The organism is Aliinostoc maniaoense (assembly GCF_058172895.1).
Genome location: NZ_CP187952.1, coordinates 3093213 through 3111892, shown reverse-complemented (window position 1 = coordinate 3111892; position 18680 = coordinate 3093213). Strand labels below are relative to the sequence as shown.

Genomic DNA, 18680 nt, shown 5'->3' with positions numbered 1-18680 from the left:
GAGGAACGAAACCCAACAGGATCTTGAAAGTGTTGGGTTTCCTAACGTCAACCCAACCTACATTTATTGCACTATTTTAGCCTTGACACGCTACTAGTTTTCTTGTCGTACACCACCTACTACTGATCTAACTTGACCATCAGAAAATGGATCTGTACCACCAGTCCAGTTAAAATCACTAATACGGATGCTCAATCCACCTAATTCCAGCACAGGATTGTAACGTAAGGTGATACCGTAGGTGCGACGGCTATATTCTACGATGTAGTCAGTACTGCTTTCTTGACCAGTATCTAGGTTAATTGAGGTTTGAAACCCTAAGCGAAAAGGCCCATAGATTTGTTGTGATACCCCAGCACTCAAAACTTTATTATCAACAGAACGGTCAAATAAGAAGGGTGATAGACCATTGTTTAAACCTTGAGAGTAGGTGACATTAAAACCTGTATAGTCGAGAAATGGGCGAGAAAAATGTCCTATTTGACCAATTAAGCCAATTGAGCCAGTGAGTGTGTTTTGATAGTCTCCACTGGTGTAATAACTACTAGTTCCAGTTACAGCCGCGATCGCCTGTAAGTAGGGTACTACAGGATTAGCAGTATATTTTAATCCCTCAGTAGCAGTGGCTGGAAGGGGTTTTCCTTGCCAGAGTAAAAATCCTCTACTGAGAGTAGCACTACTTTGCAAGCGTCCTAGGGAGATGCGATTATTTTCCCGGTTTGCCTCTAACAAGTCTTGGCGGTCTGTATTGGCGTTAATATACTGTGCGCCTGCTTGATAGGTAAGGTTAATTCCACTTTTTCCTAGAGGAATGATCGGAGAAAGAATCACACCCCCCAAACTACTTTGCACAGTTTGAAAACCGAGTGTACCGTTATAGAGGCGATCGCGGTAGCTATATTCCCAATTGAGAATGTGGGGGTTAACATCACCCAAGGTTTGTCTTAACCGTAAACTCGCTTTTAAATTTTCATCAACCTGAGTCAAGTCAAAACTAGTGAGTTCTCCCGAACCTTGAAGTACAGCTTTAGGACTTAAAGTCGCATTTAATCGAGCTTTCATGCCAAACAGTGAGGGAATGTCACTATTCCCTTGTATTGCTTTCTGCACAAAAAATTGCGGTGTAATCTGGAAGCGTGTTTGGTCTGTGTTGATGACCGTAAAACCCCGTTCTACAAACAAACCACCCCGGCGATCGCCATCATAACCAGGAGAGACAATCAATGGGGTTGTGTCTCGTTCTCGGCGGTCAATAACTTGTTGGTCTACAGGAATCGGTAAAACAAAGTTTTGGTCAAATACTAGCCGTTGTCGCTGGGTAGTAATCCGGTCAATTAGGGGTGCTTCCCTTGTCACCGTCACCTTATCAGCCCGTAATTCTAGTTCTGGGGGTGAAAAGGGGTCATTAGTAATACGGACATTTCTAGCTTGCCAACCACGGGGATAAAACTCAATTTGTCTGGCTTCAAATCGTAATCGCTTCACCTCACCACCGGATTTTGGTGGGGGAAGATTGCTAGCCTCTGCTGTACCCCCAATACTAAAGTCAATCCCACCCGGACTTTGAACCCTTGTAGTCGGTTGATTGGCACGAATGCGATCGCTCGGTGGGTAGGCTGGTACTCCTGTACCTGTAACATCAGTGGGGAAGAAAGCAAAATCTCTTGACGCTGAAGGGACGTTAATCTCGCCCCTGCCGTTTTCTATTTCCCCACTGTCTTGTAAAAAATTATAAGTAAAACGTTCTCCCCGTAATACCTGGTCGCCCCTTGTCAGTGCAACATCCCCTTCCCCAACCGCAATTAAATTATCTAAATTAACTTGCACGCGATCGGCATCCACTACCGCACCATCAAACCGCACCACCACATTCCCTTCCGCCGTGACAATCCGCCTTTGTTCATCATATTCTTGGCGATCTGATGTCACTTCTACAATTCTGGTTCTGACTGCTGGGCTATTTGGTGCAGGTTGAGTGGGAGTTTGTGCGTTACTGGCGGGAAATCTCACAGATGCTGGCACTGAGGGCGAGTTTGTCGTATTGCGAGACTTAAACTCAATCACATTTTCAACTGTTTCAGTTGTCGCTACCTTATCCGTCGCAGATACGGAAAGATTAATGCTATCCCCTGATTTTTCTACACTAATATTTTCTTTCTGCTCTTGTTTTTGCAAATTCTCCACCACAACATTACTAGAATCAGGGGAAACCTGGGGGAGAGAATCTGCTGTTTTTTGAATAGGATAACCAATTACCAGAGGCTCTCCCAAATTTCTGGCCTTATAAGTAGCTAACGGCGAAAACTCAGGAGCAAAAGTTTCCGGTGGACTCGTCAATACTGCTGATTTCTGCGTCCCTAATAAGTTCTCTGGTTGATGATGTTGAGTAGTATTTTGCCTCGCCTCTACTTCATTGGCTGAGGGTACATTAACAATTTTCAGTTTTGATTCTTGATTGCTTTCAGGCTCAAGATTAGTAGTTGCTAATTCTTCAGGTGGTGTTTGTGCTTCTTTTGGGGAAGTTTCCTGGTGATTTGCACTACTATCAACCTGATTCAGCCCAGAAATTTGCTGATTATTGACAGATAATATGGAATTTGCAGGCTGTATTGGTTCAACCAGAGGCGGAGGTGTTGGGGGTAGAACTGGATGAAGCATAGAAACACAATCAACCTAACAAATAGCCAATTAATAGTCGGAAGGACGAATTTACCTTGTTCCTTCCGACTGTTGTTTTCTGCTCATGAACAGCAGGATTTCCGGAAAAACGCAAGCAACTGCCCAGAAAAAACCCAGTAGGGACTTTCTATCACACTTGCTGCTTTTTAGCTTCCGGCACTCACAGATACTTTGTCTAGTTTCTACTCTAAATCCCGACGGCCGGGGTTACGAGCTGGGTCATTCGACAAAAATCCGAATACAAAAATAGCCACGAAGAAAGCTACCACAATATAAACAGCGATTTTTAAAGTTACCATCGGTGATCTCTCCAAAAGTTATGACTAAGAAGCTCTTTGTCAGTATCTGCCATGCAGAAAAGATAGCTCCTTTATATTACCCACAACTCGTTACTTTTGGAGAGGACTACGGTGATACTTAAGCACCAAATCCTCCCCCGTCAACAAAATCAAAGGTAGATGGTAGATGTCCTTGGTTGCGATCGCTGTTTCTATGTGAAAGTAAGACGTGGCCTCACGGCTAAGGTTTCCTATTTTAAAGAACTGATAACTGATAACTATTGACTAGCCACTTCCGCCACTTTTGCTAATCGGCTTTTAATCACCCGTGCAGGTACACCTACAGCTACTGAAAAGGGTGGAATATCTTTGCTGACTACCGCTCCCGCACCAATGACACTACCCTTACCAATCGTCACACCATCTAAAACGGTAACTCCATGTCCTAGCCAACAGTCATCCTCAATCACAATTCCTTGACGAGTTACATCTTGGTATTTAATTGGCAGTGTCAGGTCAGCAAAATTGTGATTGTTAGCGTATATTCCTGAATTGCCTGCAATTAGACAACGTTTGCCAATTTTGATGTTTCCTGGGCCAACAATAGAAACATTAGGGCCAATAAAAGTTTCAATATCAATGTCAATACAAGTATCTTGCAAACATCCTATATCAGCATTGCGCTCAATCCATACTCCTTCTCCTAACCTAATTCTGTTATTAGGGTGTCCCTTGGCATCAATACGTACACCTTTGAGCAAGTATGCTCCACTACCAATTTCAATACCAGCAGTATTGTTAAATTCCACTCCATTTTGGATATAAACTGAACTACCCATCTGACCAAAAATCTGTCTATAAACAATATTTCTGAATTTTGGGCCAAGGGCTAATGTTGGTATTTCTGCCAATGTTGTGATCACTAAAAGTTCTTGGAAACGCTGCCATTTTAATTTTAATTGCTGCTGATTCATGCCCTAATTCTCAGATCAATTGTGTGAAGAATGTGCAAACTCTTGATTAAATACTCAGCATTTTACGGCTGAATAAGTTAACTTATTACAGTTAAATTTAATTTCTTGTTGTTACAATTACACCCTAATTGATATATAAAACCTGTAAATCAATTGAGCTAATTGTGCTTGTTGTATTTGCGAACACAATAATTTATGACAGTCTTAACAATGAACATCTATCACTTAAATACATGAGTCTAATTCCCCCAGGAATTGCTAACAGCCATTAGGCATTTGTGGCGGGTGTAAATCCCCATCAAAGAACTAGTAACTGAGAACTGTTTTAATTGGACTAGGTGAGTAACACTGTATTCTGTAGAGGTTTTATCAACTGCACTCGCAAATATTATTTGTGTTGCATTTTACTTGGTGATATTTACCTAAGATATAACCAAATTAAGGTGGAGTATCGCCAACTTCAGCCATCGCATTAAAATTGACCATCGGTGCAAACAAGTAAGCTCTTCCCCGATCGCTATGACGACTTTCTTGCAACGAATTTCTAGAGTATTTTGCTCTAATCATGTTGCACACAGATGATTTACAAACTAACTACCAAATCATGCTTTGAATTACATGAATTATTATTGAGAATAATTGCTTCCCAGGATAACACGTTTTATTTAAAATGGATCAACCATAATTAGATAATTTTATTTGATATTCATGACATGAGATAAATTGGCAACCAAGCAATATTATTAATGACATAATCCTGAAAATTTTATATTGTAAAACTGTAAATAAAAATACATTTTATCGGTTTAATAAATAACCAATAGTTAACAGATATCAAAAAATTAAATTCTGTGAATTGTTTATTTAATGGTGTTTTTAGATTTATTCTCTCTATAGTGGCTTGAGTTTTCTTATTGCCATCATCTATCTTCTGGCATAAATTTAAGTCCACACAAATACTTATTGTCCAACAAGTAAAATTTGTACATCGCCCAATCAGGTGATCCAATTGGGTGATGTGTGCTTGGTCAGATACATTATAAATTTTGAAGACAATCCCTATAAAAGTGACGACCATGATATTCTCATGGAAAATTAGCAAATGTCACCTTGAACATCACCGTTAACTAACAAAACTGACGGCAATTATGACTTTAATTACAGAAATTGCTCAGGAAGCTTTAAGTCTCGGTTATTTGGGACTTGCTGCCCAAAACAAAATTAATGCACTCCTCCAAGTCAATTATGACTCAGAAGATGTTGATGCGTTGATTATCTTGCAACGTGCGATCGCATCTGGTCAGGTACAGCGAGAGTCACATCGTCAAAAATCTTACTTGCCTACTTACAATCAGCAAAATAAATCTAGCATCAAACTGGCTTATCAAGTGGCAGCAGAAATGGCTTTCGCCGCCGCCCTGGCTCTAAGTATGTCCAACAACTCTCAGGATCAAGCATCTTTAGGTACATGAAATCTTGCTTCACTTAAAGACTCCTGAGTCGAAAATTGATTAACACCCTTGTTCAATTCAATTGATTTATTTAACCGAAGGCCTAACTTACCATATTTTATTCACAATTTTGAATAAAAATAATTATTTTTTTGGGATCACAAGAGCAGACTAAGGGGAAGAATATATCCTCTCTGAAGTAATAATTAAATTTTAATAAAATTAATCAGCCATTTTGAAGATGATTAAATACGAAAAAATACTATTACCATGAATTAATAGGCTATAAATCGGTGTAATTTTCAATGCTTAACAAAGTCATGGCAATTTTACAAACATAGTATAAAGAATTGGCAACATTGGGTAAAGACAGTCAACAATAGCCATAGCTAAACTAGGAACTTTGCTAACCTATGCAGCCGATTCGCACATTCAACGTTTCTCCCTCACTACCGTCACGACTAGAACCAATGCGGAAGTTGGCCTACAACTTACACTGGGATTGGAATGTTGACACTAAAGATTTATTTCGCCGCTTAGACCCCGATTTATGGGAATCTAGCCATCACAATCCAGTATTAATGCTAGGTACAATTAGCCAAGCACGGCTTTTGGAAGTAGTCGAAGATGAAGGCTTCCTAGCGCAGATGGATCGTGCCGCTCGTCAGTTAGAAGACTATTTACAAGAGCGGACTTGGTATGAAAAACAGCGCACTCAGAAACCAAAGGAATGCTACGCCTATTTTTCGGCTGAATTTGGACTAGTAGATTGTCTGCCGATTTATTCTGGAGGCTTGGGTGTATTGGCAGGAGATCATCTCAAATCTGCCAGTGACTTGGGTTTACCTCTAGTGGGAGTAGGTTTACTTTATCAGCAAGGCTACTTTGCTCAGTATCTCAATGTTGATGGCTGGCAGCAAGAACGTTATCCCATTAACGATTTCTACAATATGCCCTTGCACCTAGAACGCAATCCTGACGGCTCAGAATTGCGGATTGCCGTAGATTATCCAGGGCGCAAGGTATACGCCAGAGTTTGGCGCGTACAGGTGGGAACAGTACCCCTGTATATGCTAGATACCAACATTGAACCAAACAACCCCTACGACCACGACATCACAGATCAACTGTATGGTGGCGACATCGATATGCGTATCCACCAAGAAATTATGTTAGGGATTGGTGGTGTGCAGATGTTGAACGCTTTGGGCTATGAAGTCACCTCCTACCACATGAATGAAGGTCATGCCGCCTTCTCAGCCCTAGAACGCATTCGGATTTTGATTCAAGAACAAGGGTTGAGTTACGCCGAAGCTAAACAGGTGGTGATGTCTAGCAATATCTTTACCACCCATACACCTGTACCTGCTGGTATTGACTTATTCCCCCCCGACAAAATTATTCACTACTTGGGTTACTACGCAGATATTTTTGGCTTACCCAAAGAGCAATTTTTAGGACTGGGACGGGAAAATACAGGAGATTTATCTGCCCCCTTTAGTATGGCAGTCCTGGCTTTAAAGATGGCAACCTGTTCTAATGGTGTGGCTCAACTGCATGGTGTTGTATCACGCCAAATGTTCCAAGGGTTGTGGAAAAAAGTCCCCGTCGAAGAAGTACCTATTGCAGCGATTACTAATGGTGTTCATGCCCGCAGTTGTGTCGCCAAATCTACTCAGGAGTTATACGATCGCTATTTAGGGCCAAATTGGTCATCAGCACCACCAGATAGCCCCCTATGGGAACGGATGGCAGCAATTCCCGATGAAGAATTGTGGCGCAATCACGAGCGTTGTCGTCTAGATATGATTCTGTATGTCCGGGATCATTTAGTCAAGCATCTGCGCGATCGCGGTGCTTCCCCCTCCGAAATTGCCCAAGCCCAGGAAGTGCTTGATCCTAATGTTTTAACCATTGGCTTTGCGCGCCGTTTTGCTACCTACAAACGTGCTACCCTGTGGATGCGAGACATTGAACGCATTAAACGCATTTTATTAGGCACTAAAGGACGTAAAGTGCAATTCGTGATTGCTGGGAAGGCACACCCGAAAGATATTCCCGGTAAAGAACTCATCCGCGAAATTAACCACTTCATCACTGAACAACACTTAGAAAAACACATAGTGTTTGTTCCTAACTACGACATCCATATTTCCCGGTTAATGGTAGCTGGTTGTGATGTCTGGTTAAATACACCCCGCCGTCCCCGCGAAGCCTCCGGTACTAGCGGCATGAAAGCAGCCATGAATGGATTACCTAATCTGAGTGTCCTTGATGGTTGGTGGGATGAAGCCGATTATGTCCGTACAGGTTGGGCAATTGGCCACGGCGAAAACTACGAAGATCCCAACTACCAAGATGAAGTAGAAGCTAACGCACTCTACGATTTATTAGAAAAAGAAGTTGTGCCGTTATTCTATAACCACCGGGATGACGATGGTTTACCCCGCCCTTGGGTTGCCAAAATGAAAGATGCAATTCGGTTGAATTGTCCTTTCTTCAATACAGCCCGGATGGTGCGAGAATATGCACAAAGAGCTTACTTCCCAGCTAGCGATCGCTACCATACCTTAAGCTCTGATAATTATGTTCCAGCTAAAGAACTAGCAGATTGGAAAGCTAAACTCGGCGAACACTGGTTTAATATCAAAATCAAAGATATTGACGTATCTGTCGGAGCAGATATTGAAGTTAATCAAACCGTTGGTGTCAAAGCTAAGGTTGACTTGGCAACTTTAACAAATGATGATGTCCAGGTAGAACTATATCAAGGTGCAATTGATGCCAACGGCGAGATTGTCAACGCTGTGCCTGTAGTCATGGATTACCAAGGACAGGATACACAAGGACTCAGTGTTTATACGTCTGATATCATTTACACCACTTCCGGTTTACAAGGCTTGTCCTTGCGGGTATTACCAAAACACCCACACTTATCTACTGCTTATGAACCTCGCTTAATTGCTTGGGCTGAGTAAGCTAGAAAGGAGGGGTGCAGGGGATGCAGAGGGAGCAGGGGAGATTTATTTGATCCCAATCCCTAGTCCCCATTACCCAATCCCTTGGGGATGACAATGTAACCTGTGGTGCGATCGCCTAATACTAGGTTACGTTGTTCCCCCCAATACCACCAGTAAGCAGCCACATACGCACAAATCACGCTATCTAGTTGATCTTCTGTGGCTTTGAGTTCTGCTCCTGTGGAGGGAATTTCAGCACTCAGCAAATCACCCAGACACAAACCTGGTTCAAACTTGGGCAGAATCTCAACAATATATTGATAAAGTTTGATTAATTCTAAGCGGCGTTCACTGATACGCCCTTTTTTATATTTAAGGATACGTTCTAAGCCGAATAAATTGACTATGGCGGGATGGGGAAAAACTTCTATTTGATATCTACCCAGTGCTTGTGCTGTAATTTGGGGTGCATGGACAAAGCCACGAGATTCTAATTCTAAGCCAAAATTGATTGTGCGTTCTGCAAAGGGAAGATTTTGGTTAGCAGGGTAGCAACCGGCGTGATATTTACCAAAATATTTATGAGTTAGTTTATCAGGTAGACGGCTACCTGTAGCGTTAGGAATTAGGGTAGGTGCATCTACGGCGATGAGTGCAGATTCATCAGGTTTTACCCAATTATCTATCCAAGAGAGGATGTCAGCGATCGCATCTTTTCTTTCTAAGTCAACTAACTCTAATTTTCCTGCTACCAATTTTAAGCAACACAACCCACTAGGTTGTGATTTCCAACCCAAATCCACACCAATAAATTTCATAAGTTTTGAGATGTCAAAGCCGCATCTACCCACAGCTTTTGCTGCTGTACTTTAAATAATTATTGTCAGTTTTAAAGAATTAAGGATATCGCCTATTTTTCTTGAAAGTCCCGTAGTCAGGACTTCAGTCCTGACTACAAACTTGTTTTTTATACTAAGTTGCTTTCAGAAATAGTATTCCTACACCCCACACTCCCCACACCTCCCACACTCCCCACCCCAAGTTACTATCTTTGACTGCAACTTGGTATTAGTAATGATTTCCCACTTTGCGGTGGTGAACTGCTGTGAGAGATTCGGGTTTGGAAACTCTACCCGTGTAGACGTTGCTGTATACTACCCAGTGGTCGCCGCAGTCCATCCGGCTTTGGACTTCGCATTCCATGTAGGCTAAAGCATCGGCGAGGATGGGCGCGCCGTTTTCAGCCGATTGGGTTCTGACTCCTTCAAATCTATCTGCACCAGGGGCGAACCGTTTTAAGAAGTGGCGCATCAGGGTTTGATAATTCCCTTCTTCTAAAACGTTGAGGACGAAGCGATCGCCTACTTGCATCAAAGATTCAATTGCTCTATCCTTAGCTACAGCAATGGATAATCCTAACGGTTTAAAGCTGGCTTGGCTGACCCAAGAAGCTAACATCGCACTGGAAACTTCGCCTTTTTTGGCTGTAATAATATATAGTCCGCCGCTTAATCTTCCCAAGGCTTTGTCTAAATCAGCACCTAGGGATTTCATGGCTTTAATACTGCGATCGCGTGTTACCCACTGCCCTAAGTCTGTTCCGGCTTCTTCACATCGTTTGTAAGTATTTTCCCCTGGTGTATCTCTGACTTCAATTACAGGGAAACCTACGTGTAAACCCAACGCCCGGAATTTGTTCAATAGTGGGTAAGTCGGCTCGTCATCACCCCCGCCTGTTTCAAAGATACCAATAGTTTGTTTTTCGTTAGCAGAACCTAACACTGTACTCAAGGCGGCTTGAATATTTGCTGCACCAGATACAGGACTCATCCCAATGACTAAGCCAGCACAGCGTCCGACGAGTTCGCGCAATTCTTGTAAGTCTGCGCCTGCACCCAAATCGACAATTTCCACAGCTACGCCTGTTTTGCTGATACCCTTAACGATACTTTGGGCGAGGCGATCGCTATAACCATATTCAGAAACGTAAAATACTCCTACGGTGGTTTCTGCTTTGGTTTGGGTTTGACTCCATTTGCGGTAACGTCCAATTAATTCTTCAACGTGATGAGAAAGCAGCGGCCCGTGGCCAGTCGCCACCATTTTTACTGTCGGTAATTCTCCCATCCGCTTTAGGGCAGACAAAACTGACCGGGCATTTGGCCCCATCAAGCATTCATAATAATAGTGGAAATCTGCTTCAATGGCTTTTAAATCCTCATCAAAGGTGCTATCAGAACAATAGTGCATTCCGAACGCATCGCAGGTGTAAAGGATTTGGGTTTTGTGGTCGAAACTAAATATCGTGTCAGGCCAGTGTAAATTAGGGGCTATGACAAATTCTATTTCGTGACCGTTGCCTAAATCTAAGCGATCGCCATTTTTGACAATCTTACGTTTAAATGGTTGATGTACTAGGTCTTGCAAAAATTGGATTGCTACCTTTGAACCCACCACCGTAATATCTGGCGACATCTGTAACAAATCTTTAACTAAGCCACTGTGGTCTGGTTCGGTGTGGCTAATAATCACATAATCTATATCTTGGGGATTAATTAATCCTGTGAGGGTATCAAAATAGAGTTGACGGAACTTTTCGTGAGAGGTGTCAACTAAGGCTATTTGCTCACCGCGTATGAGGAATGAGTTATAAGTAGTACCGTTTTGTAAACCAAACTCAATATCAAAGCGATCTCGATCCCAGTCCAGAGAACGAATTGCGGTAGTATCTTCAGCAATTCCCCCAGTCTGTATGGTGAGTCTTTTTTCAGCTTTATCGGTGACTGCTACCATAACTATCTCCTTAACACAATGAGTATTTATGCCTCTAGTTCTATTTTGGCACGAGTTCTTTGTTAACTTTTATGAAAAAATCTATAGATAAGTTAAAAAAATCAAAAGTGTGAAACCGTACCAAGATCCAACATACACTGAGAATATCTGGTTAGCCTTAGAAATTGGTAATTCCCGCCTGCATTGGGGTTTATTTAGCGGTGAGACTTTGCTAGGGACTGGGGATTGGGGATTGGGGATTGGGGATTGGGAAAAAGAAATAATTTCACAATTTCCTCTTGCTGTTACCCACTCGCCCTTACCCGTAGTTATCGCCTCTGTTGTACCGCAGCAAACCGCGCTTTGGGAAAGATATCCTGATGTGCGTGTCATCACTTTAGATCAAATACCCCTCAAACATACATATCCTACACTGGGAATTGACCGCGCTTTGGCTTTGTGGGGTGCGGGGATGACTTGGGGTTTCCCGATGTTGGTCATTGATGCGGGAACAGCATTAACTTTTACTGGTGCGGATGCTGAAAAGTGTTTAGTTGGGGGTGCGATTTTACCAGGGTTGGGTTTACAATTGGCGAGTTTAGGTCAAAAAACCGGACAATTACCACAATTAAATATAGAGAATATCCAATCTTTACCGCCACGTTTTGCATTAAATACTCCAGAAGCAATTCAAAGCGGTGTAATTTACACTTTATTGGCAGGAATTAGAGATTTTATTACAGACTGGTGGCAATTATTTCCTGATAGTAAAGTAGCAATTAAAGGAGGCGATCGCATTTTACTATTCAACTATCTACAAGTCTTATATCCTGAAATCGCCGAACGTTTAATAGTAGAACCAAATTTAATCTTTTGGGGAATGCAAAAAACGCTTCATAGTTAATCATCCCCCAGTGCGTGACACGGAACTGGGGGACTTTTTGTTATGTCAAGACTCGTTATTATCTAAACCAGGACGTATTGGGACTATGGATATTGGTAAACTCATTTGCTTAGAAATTTTACAACCGTTGCATTCAGTTCACGATGAAGGTTTAGTGATGAAGCAATTAGATGCTAGCAGAAAATAGCGCGCAAAGTTGGGAGTATCAGCAAACAATTATCTGAATCGATAGACAGATAAAATGGGATGATAGTGTGTGCTTCTAGTTTAGAAGATATTTTTGTCCAACTGACTAGACGAAAATTCAACGAAATGTTAACCTCCTAACTCCTGCAACATCGCTTCTACTCTTGCTACTCCATCAGAGTCATTGCGCCGCCGATACAAGTCACGGGCTTTTTGCAATAGGTTGGTAGCTTGTTTAGTTTGTCGGCGTTGTTTATACATTGCAGCCATAAATTCATAAGTTTGAGCATTGTTCCTGTCGAGTTTAATTGCTTCCTCGAATGCCCAGTTAGCGGCTGTATAGTCTCCCATTCGGGATTGGGTGATACCTAATCCGATATAGGCGTTAAGATTACCTCTGTTGAGTTGTATGGCGCGACGGTAAGCTTCTTTTGCGCCGGCAGTATCGCCCATATTGCCTTTAATATAACCAACAGCATAGTAAAAATCACTGTTATTGGGGTCAATGGCGATCGCGCGACGATATGATGCTAATGCTGCCCGTAAATTTCCTTGTTGAGCATAAAGATACCCGATACCAGAATGGATTCTTGCATTGCGATTATCTATAGTTGCCGCTCTTTGATAAACTGCGATCGCTCCATCATAATCACCAGCATCTACTAATCGCTTTCCTTCTTCCAACAATTGCTTTAACTCTGCTCTATTGGCTTGCACTATCAATGTTTGCGCCTGCGCCTCAGAAGGAATACTAACACTAGCACATCCCAATAACAAAACACCAAGTATAAGTGATATGCGTTTGTACACAGTAAATCCCCCTAAATTATGGTGAACTTTTTTCTTGTTCATTAAAACAAAAAATTTACTTTTTGAAAACTGTATTTGTCTACCTTCACAAAATATTAATATTCAGTATATTCGCTAGCAGTAGATAACGCCAAAAAATCAGAAATACTACTGTATTGAATTATTGTTAATAAGCTATTAAATATACAGCAGCAATTAATTAAAATTGATATGTAAATTAAATTTTTATCACCACTATTTTATCTATAAAATTTAGATATAATTACACTGTAACTCTTGCTATGTATCGATTAAAGCACAATTAATTGATGTAATCATGCTGAGTAATTTATACACATAATTTATTTAAATTTTCTATTTAACTATCCAAAATTTATCCTCGTTTTCAGATAAAATTTATCCCAATCCCAAAATGTGACTAAAATTGTAGAATGTTAAAATAAGAACACTGTTAGTATTTTTAACATCAGTATATTGTTTGATGTCTAAAATACACGTAAGTTGTCAGTAGCAGCAAATAAAACTACAGCAGATTCAATGTTTATGAAGTAGAGCAACTGATTGAAAAGTGATGAGTAATGAGTAAGAAATTTACTCATTACTCATTACTCATTACTCATTACTCATTACTCATGGTGTACCTCACTTACTTCAAAAGTGCTGTATCTGTAATGCTCTAATGCTCAAGTCCCCCGTGTCGTTTTTTCTCCAGTGGCTAAAATGGAGGAACAACAGCCGTGAGGTTTTTAGATGATTTTAACTACAACTGATGTGATTCAAGGTGGAGTCGTTGACGCATATTTAGGTATTGTTACGGCGGAAGTCGTGTATGGTAGTAATTTCCTCCGCGATTTTTTTGCTAGCATCCGAGATGTGATTGGAGGACGTACAGGTAGTTATGAGCGTTTATTTGAACAAGGCCAGAAGAAAGCCATAGAAGAGTTAGAACAACGTGCATTGCGTTTGGGAGCTAACGCTGTGATTGGCATTGAAATTGACACTGGTACTATTAATGTAGATCAATCAGGCGTTTTGTTACTGATCACTGCCACAGGTACGGCAGTGAAATTACGTTAGTATAATTAGGGTGCATCAGTATTAATAATTTCTGGGAATAATTGTCCATTGCGAATGGCGAATGGCGATTTGGTTTAATTGTCGTATTTCTAACGGACAGTATTCACAAATCACAGAGCATGGCTATATATCTTTAGTTATAACCTGGGCATACTTTATGAGTATTAAGCTCATCATTAGTATGATTAATCACGTATAATTTAAACTTGATTTATTTGATTAAACAGACATAATAGTAAATTCTGAAAAGTCTAGATAATATTACAAAAAGTAAATTCAATATTTTTATCGAAAACCTAGAAAATTAATACAAAAAGCCAAGTTACAGAATAATAAGTAAAATTTAAATTATGCAAATACACTTATTTCTTACTACTCTCGATAGAGCTAATAACTCCTACTGCTGATAGATATTAAAATCAGAAAATCACCATTTAATTTTAACGTAAGCATAAAAATAAATAACTAGACAATACTTTGCTCAACAAAATAGCAAGGGAGAAAGTAGATTATGTCATACATAAATCGAGTAGGTGACGATGTTGTCCAGCCTGAACCTGCGGTGGTAGCTGGTAGAGTAGGCGAATACCATGACCGTGTGCGCTGGGGGCCAATTATTTCTGGTGTATTAGTTGCTTTAGCGACACAATTAATTTTAAGTTCCTTTTTTGCTGCTATTGGCGCAGGTACAATTGCTGGTTCAGGCGCGCCTAGAACTATCACACCTAATATTGCAGGTAATGTAGGAATTTGGTCAACGATTGCTTTATTAATTTCTCTGTTCGTTGGGGGTTGGGTAACAAGTCGCGCTTGTGGGCCAATGAACCGTAATACAGCTCTCCTCAACGGCGCAATTCTTTGGGCAACTACTCTAGCTTTGAGTTCTTGGTTACTAGCAAGTGGTGTGTCTGGTGCTTTTGGTGTTGCTGCTTACAATGCTGGAGCAGTTATCAACCAAGTACAACAACCAGGAGGCGTGGTAATACCACAGAATATCCCTCAGTTAACTCCTGAACAAGCTCGTGATCTTGCGGCTGCTACTTCTAGAGGTTTATGGTGGTTTGTGTTTGGTTCTTTGTTAGGTTTAGCTGCGGCTTTGATAGGTGCAGCTGTTGGAGTTCGTAGCCCTCGTACCAGTGGCTACCATAATACTTAACAATTCAACACAAATAACCCATGTCTACACTCGTTATCTAGTCTTCACTAGTAACGAGTTTTGTTCTGAAATCAGGAGTTGAGACTATTTACAGCACTTTTGAAGTAAGTGAGGTACATCATAAGTAATAAATAATAAGTAATGAGTAATGAGTAATGAGTAATGAGTAATAAGTAAATTTCTTACTCATTACTTTTTTCAATCAGTTGCTGTACCTCATCAACATCGAATCTACTGTATAACGCTATTTGGTCGTTTAAAACAGCCTCTAACGCTTGTACTGAGTCAAGGTGAGGGTAGTGCATAGATGCTGGTATATTTACACAGGTTATCTATAACTACTATGCAAGATTTAATAATTGGATGGCTAGGTTTAAACCTAAATTTATACCAATTCACAAACAATTTGATACAGATGCAAACGCTAATAAGATGTAACTTTACGAAAACTTATTTGTTTATTCGCTTCTTTGTATAGTAATATCAAAGAATATAAAACAAAAAATTAAATTTTACTACCCAAATTAATATGATGAGCCAAACAATTAATATCTCTGGATTAACACCAGAACAAATTGAACAAATCAAAGCTATTGTTGAGGCATTTCAGGCTAAAAATCAATTAGATATTCTTCAAATATCTACTGAACAAGAATCAACTACTACTGAAAATAAAGAAGTTAATTTTCAGGATTTATTTTTTGAGAGTGAAATTTTAGCAGATTTTAATCGTAGTATGTTGTATGGTCAAAGAATCTAGAATAATTTATTTAGAGACAAATGTTTTAGCTTACGTTGTAAATACTAAATCTGAACATCATAGAGCAGCCTTAGAGCCTATTTATAAAGTAAATATTAAGTAGTAAATATTAAGTAGTAAATATTAAGTAGTGGCGTGGCAAGCCTTAAATGTTGCAAAAAAGTTGTAGGTTGGGTTGACGTAAGGAAACCCAACACAAATATCCGTGTTGAGTTTACGAGATATATGTTGGGTTGCGCTGCGCTTAACCCAACCTACATTTAATGCACTATTTTAGCCTTGCCACGCCACTACAATTTAAGCTTTACTAGAGTAGTCAAGATTTAGTCAATGGTTGCAAAAAAAATATCCCCACTCTGAAAGCGTTCTCAGGTGCGGATATTTCATTAAATTAGTCAAAATTTAGTCAAGACTGAAAACAGGATGTAGGGAGCGAATGGGTGACGAGGGATTTGAACCCGCAACCAATGGATTAAGAGTCCACTGCTCTACCGTTGAGCTAGTCAACGACTCGCCAAACCTATTATAGCCGCTATTTATTATCGGTTTTCTCTCAACCTAATTACTGGATTGAGAGAAAAATGAGAGATACTTCTAAGACTTGCACAGCAAGCAATTTAGGTAATCACTTAATCGGGTATGAACGCTTATTAGCACTTTTCAAAGAAATACAGAAGCAAACACCAAAAGGTGTAGGACTAAAACGAGAAGTCAAGACATCTGGTACATACATACTACTACAATTCAAACTAGGCGATAAACGTACTGCAAAAGCTTGTAACTGCGATTTTACCGAGATTGGAATAGTTAAAGCATTGGACAAAGCTAAACAAGTCAGTGAAGCATTAGGACGGTTTAGCAGTGAATCAGCGTTCTGGAATTGGTACGATGAGGTCATTCTTGAAAAGAACGTAGTTAAAAATGACCTAATTACCTTTGAAGAGGCAATTAGAGCGGTAGAAAATTATTACTGGGATAGTTACAACGGCAAAAAACAGAAACGAGATAAAAAAAATCCATCACATCAAACTTGCTGGTATGACACGTATGGTAGATTTTATAAATCTTTACCGTTAGAAAAAATAGTAAATAATGCCGATGTCATGGCAGTAATTGATAGTAAAGAGCGTGGTACAAAGAATTTTAAAATGTGCGTTCGTGCCATGAAAAAATTAGCAGAAATAAATTCGGTTGCTTCACTACATAAGGATTTGAGCAAAATTGATTTAAGACAAGTTAAATTTAGAGATGACCTACAAAACATTTCACTTGATGACTTTTTAAGCTTGAGACGGCAAGTTTTAGATATTCCAGATGAAGATAAACGTTATGACATAGAATCTCGCAAATCTTGGCTATTTGTATTTTCAATGCAAGTAGTTTATGGTTTCAGAATTAGTGAAGTATTCGCTGTTCAAAATATTGATAGAGTATTTAAAACTAAAGACGGTGTAATCATACCTGCATTAAATGACCCTAATAATAAAGATATGGTTGCAGTTGTGGGCAGTGAGACTTTGCTAGGCACTACTACAAAAACAGGATATAGGTTAGCAGTACCGCTCATTCCGCCTACTCATCCTAATTTGATTGAAGAACTAGAGATTAAAACAGGTCAGTTACCACAAGTAACTCTGAGAACTGATAATCCTATATCAATACGTCATAAATACACCAAGACGGCTAGACAAAAATTGTGTAATTGGACGAAAGATGCTAAGTTCACTCAAACTCATGCCTTACGCCACTTAGCTAACCTTAACGGCATGATGGCGGGAATACCTTTAGAAAAAAGAGCAATGTCATTAGGTCATTCCCCTAGCATGAATGATACTGTGTACAAAAGAAGACAAACAACTAAAACAACACTAGATTTACTTACACAGTCTACTAACCAAGCTATTCCACTACATTCAGCAATTACAATAGCTCAAAAATTGGGATGTACTGATGAGAAGTCAATCCAATTACTAGCTGCTATTTATAACGTGTATGAGGATGAAATCAAGCTAAAATAACCGTCACATTGTTCAAGTACATTAACCTATGCTTTGGGGTCTAGAACTGATTGGGACTGGGTAGGCTGCTTAATCACGATAGTTATTAGGGTCTAGGTTGCTTTGGGTGACTGTGCGTTGGTGCGTTACCAGCTTGGTTAGTGATTGGGGTGTACGTAGTGGGTGAGTGATATAACACGCGACATTTTATTTATACTTTCACTCTCTCACCCCTATACCTACCCCAAAAAATTTTTCCTTATTTTACAAGGGTTTCAGCTTCTAAAAGTGCGTATTCTCTCTTCATTTTTTCAAAAAAGTGGGGAGAGTATACGCGTGTAATTTCACTGAAAACTTAGTATATTTTTATACTTATTAACTAAATTCTTCTTCTAATATTTCACGGATTTTAGCCATACTCTCAGCACTATCATTATCTTTGGCACTCATATATAGTTTGTGAAATCTCTTCCCACAAATTTACTACACCAATTTGCACTGTTTTTTTAGGTCGAAAATCGGTGTCCCTATTTAAGCCTTATACAGTAAGTGTTTCAGCCATTTTTAGAAAAATTTTGCCGACACTTTTTTATTCTCCTAGTTTATGAGTATTTATATTTACTAATGTGATGCTATCTGCTTGATGGTCATACTTAATTACCATAAGTTTTTAAAT

General features: G+C 39.9%; 15 protein-coding genes and 1 tRNA gene. 8 read left to right on the top strand and 8 right to left on the bottom strand.

Translation table 11 applies throughout. From position 1 onward, the window contains the following. Nucleotides 1-93 precede the first annotated feature (93 nt). The 4 genes from ACPZ3T_RS13690 to ACPZ3T_RS13675 form a co-directional block, all read right to left on the bottom strand. The gene (locus ACPZ3T_RS13690) at nucleotides 94-2658 is read right to left on the bottom strand and encodes a DUF3769 domain-containing protein (protein WP_490276902.1); all 2565 of its coding nucleotides are present in this window, start codon (nucleotides 2656-2658) and stop codon (nucleotides 94-96) included. 203 nt (nucleotides 2659-2861) lie between these two features. Then, the gene (locus ACPZ3T_RS13685) at nucleotides 2862-2978 is read right to left on the bottom strand and encodes a photosystem II reaction center protein I (protein WP_015141200.1); all 117 of its coding nucleotides are present in this window, start codon (nucleotides 2976-2978) and stop codon (nucleotides 2862-2864) included. Between the two features lie 257 nt (nucleotides 2979-3235). Further along, a complete protein-coding gene (locus tag ACPZ3T_RS13680) occupies nucleotides 3236-3931 on the bottom strand; it encodes an acyltransferase (protein ID WP_490276901.1) in 696 nt (231 codons plus the stop codon). Nucleotides 3932-4369: 438 nt separating this feature from the next. Further along, nucleotides 4370-4498, bottom strand: coding sequence for a hypothetical protein (locus tag ACPZ3T_RS13675; RefSeq protein ID WP_490276900.1), 129 nt, complete (start codon nucleotides 4496-4498; stop codon nucleotides 4370-4372). A 581-nt stretch (nucleotides 4499-5079) separates the two neighbouring features. On the opposite strand from ACPZ3T_RS13675, the gene ACPZ3T_RS13670 reads away from it, so the two are divergent. Together ACPZ3T_RS13670 and glgP are read left to right on the top strand one after the other, a co-directional pair. Beyond that, on the top strand, nucleotides 5080-5403 hold the full coding sequence (locus ACPZ3T_RS13670; RefSeq protein WP_490276899.1) for a hypothetical protein: 324 nt from the start codon (nucleotides 5080-5082) through the stop codon (nucleotides 5401-5403). 392 nt (nucleotides 5404-5795) lie between these two features. Further along, a complete protein-coding gene (glgP, locus tag ACPZ3T_RS13665; protein WP_490276898.1) occupies nucleotides 5796-8360 on the top strand; it encodes an alpha-glucan family phosphorylase in 2565 nt (854 codons plus the stop codon). Nucleotides 8361-8422: 62 nt separating this feature from the next. On the opposite strand, the gene ACPZ3T_RS13660 is transcribed toward glgP, so the two are convergent. Beyond that, complete coding sequence (locus ACPZ3T_RS13660) at nucleotides 8423-9160, bottom strand: DUF429 domain-containing protein (protein ID WP_490276897.1); 738 nt, start codon at nucleotides 9158-9160, stop codon at nucleotides 8423-8425. 250 nt (nucleotides 9161-9410) lie between these two features. Then, entirely contained in the window at nucleotides 9411-11135 is a 1725-nt protein-coding gene (locus tag ACPZ3T_RS13655; RefSeq protein WP_490276896.1) for a diflavin flavoprotein, read from the bottom strand. Between the two features lie 109 nt (nucleotides 11136-11244). Here ACPZ3T_RS13655 and ACPZ3T_RS13650 point away from each other — a divergent pair, with 109 nt between their 5' ends. Next, complete coding sequence (locus tag ACPZ3T_RS13650) at nucleotides 11245-12018, top strand: pantothenate kinase (RefSeq protein ID WP_490276895.1); 774 nt, start codon at nucleotides 11245-11247, stop codon at nucleotides 12016-12018. 37 nt (nucleotides 12019-12055) lie between these two features. Next, on the top strand, nucleotides 12056-12205 hold the full coding sequence (locus tag ACPZ3T_RS13645; RefSeq protein WP_490276894.1) for a hypothetical protein: 150 nt from the start codon (nucleotides 12056-12058) through the stop codon (nucleotides 12203-12205). 128 nt (nucleotides 12206-12333) lie between these two features. On the opposite strand, the gene ACPZ3T_RS13640 is transcribed toward ACPZ3T_RS13645, so the two are convergent. Beyond that, the gene (locus tag ACPZ3T_RS13640; RefSeq protein ID WP_490276893.1) at nucleotides 12334-13014 is read right to left on the bottom strand and encodes a tetratricopeptide repeat protein; all 681 of its coding nucleotides are present in this window, start codon (nucleotides 13012-13014) and stop codon (nucleotides 12334-12336) included. A gap of 750 nt (nucleotides 13015-13764) precedes the next feature. On the opposite strand from ACPZ3T_RS13640, the gene ACPZ3T_RS13635 reads away from it, so the two are divergent. From ACPZ3T_RS13635 to ACPZ3T_RS13625, 3 genes are all read left to right on the top strand, one after another. Continuing rightward, nucleotides 13765-14091, top strand: a complete 327-nt coding sequence (locus ACPZ3T_RS13635; protein ID WP_490276892.1) for a YbjQ family protein — start codon at nucleotides 13765-13767, stop codon at nucleotides 14089-14091. 511 nt (nucleotides 14092-14602) lie between these two features. Further along, nucleotides 14603-15247 carry a hypothetical protein gene (locus ACPZ3T_RS13630; RefSeq protein ID WP_490276891.1) on the top strand — a complete coding sequence of 215 codons (645 nt, stop codon included), beginning with the start codon at nucleotides 14603-14605 and terminating at the stop codon, nucleotides 15245-15247. A gap of 529 nt (nucleotides 15248-15776) precedes the next feature. Continuing rightward, nucleotides 15777-16007 carry a hypothetical protein gene (locus ACPZ3T_RS13625; RefSeq protein ID WP_490276890.1) on the top strand — a complete coding sequence of 77 codons (231 nt, stop codon included), beginning with the start codon at nucleotides 15777-15779 and terminating at the stop codon, nucleotides 16005-16007. A gap of 437 nt (nucleotides 16008-16444) precedes the next feature. Here ACPZ3T_RS13625 and ACPZ3T_RS13620 read toward each other — a convergent pair. Continuing rightward, nucleotides 16445-16513 (bottom strand) — tRNA-Lys (locus ACPZ3T_RS13620). Nucleotides 16514-16588: 75 nt separating this feature from the next. Between ACPZ3T_RS13620 and ACPZ3T_RS13615 the strand changes: the two genes are divergently transcribed. Then, nucleotides 16589-18025: a site-specific integrase gene (locus ACPZ3T_RS13615; RefSeq protein WP_490276889.1), complete on the top strand. Its 1437-nt coding sequence runs from the start codon at nucleotides 16589-16591 to the stop codon at nucleotides 18023-18025. Nucleotides 18026-18680 lie beyond the last annotated feature (655 nt).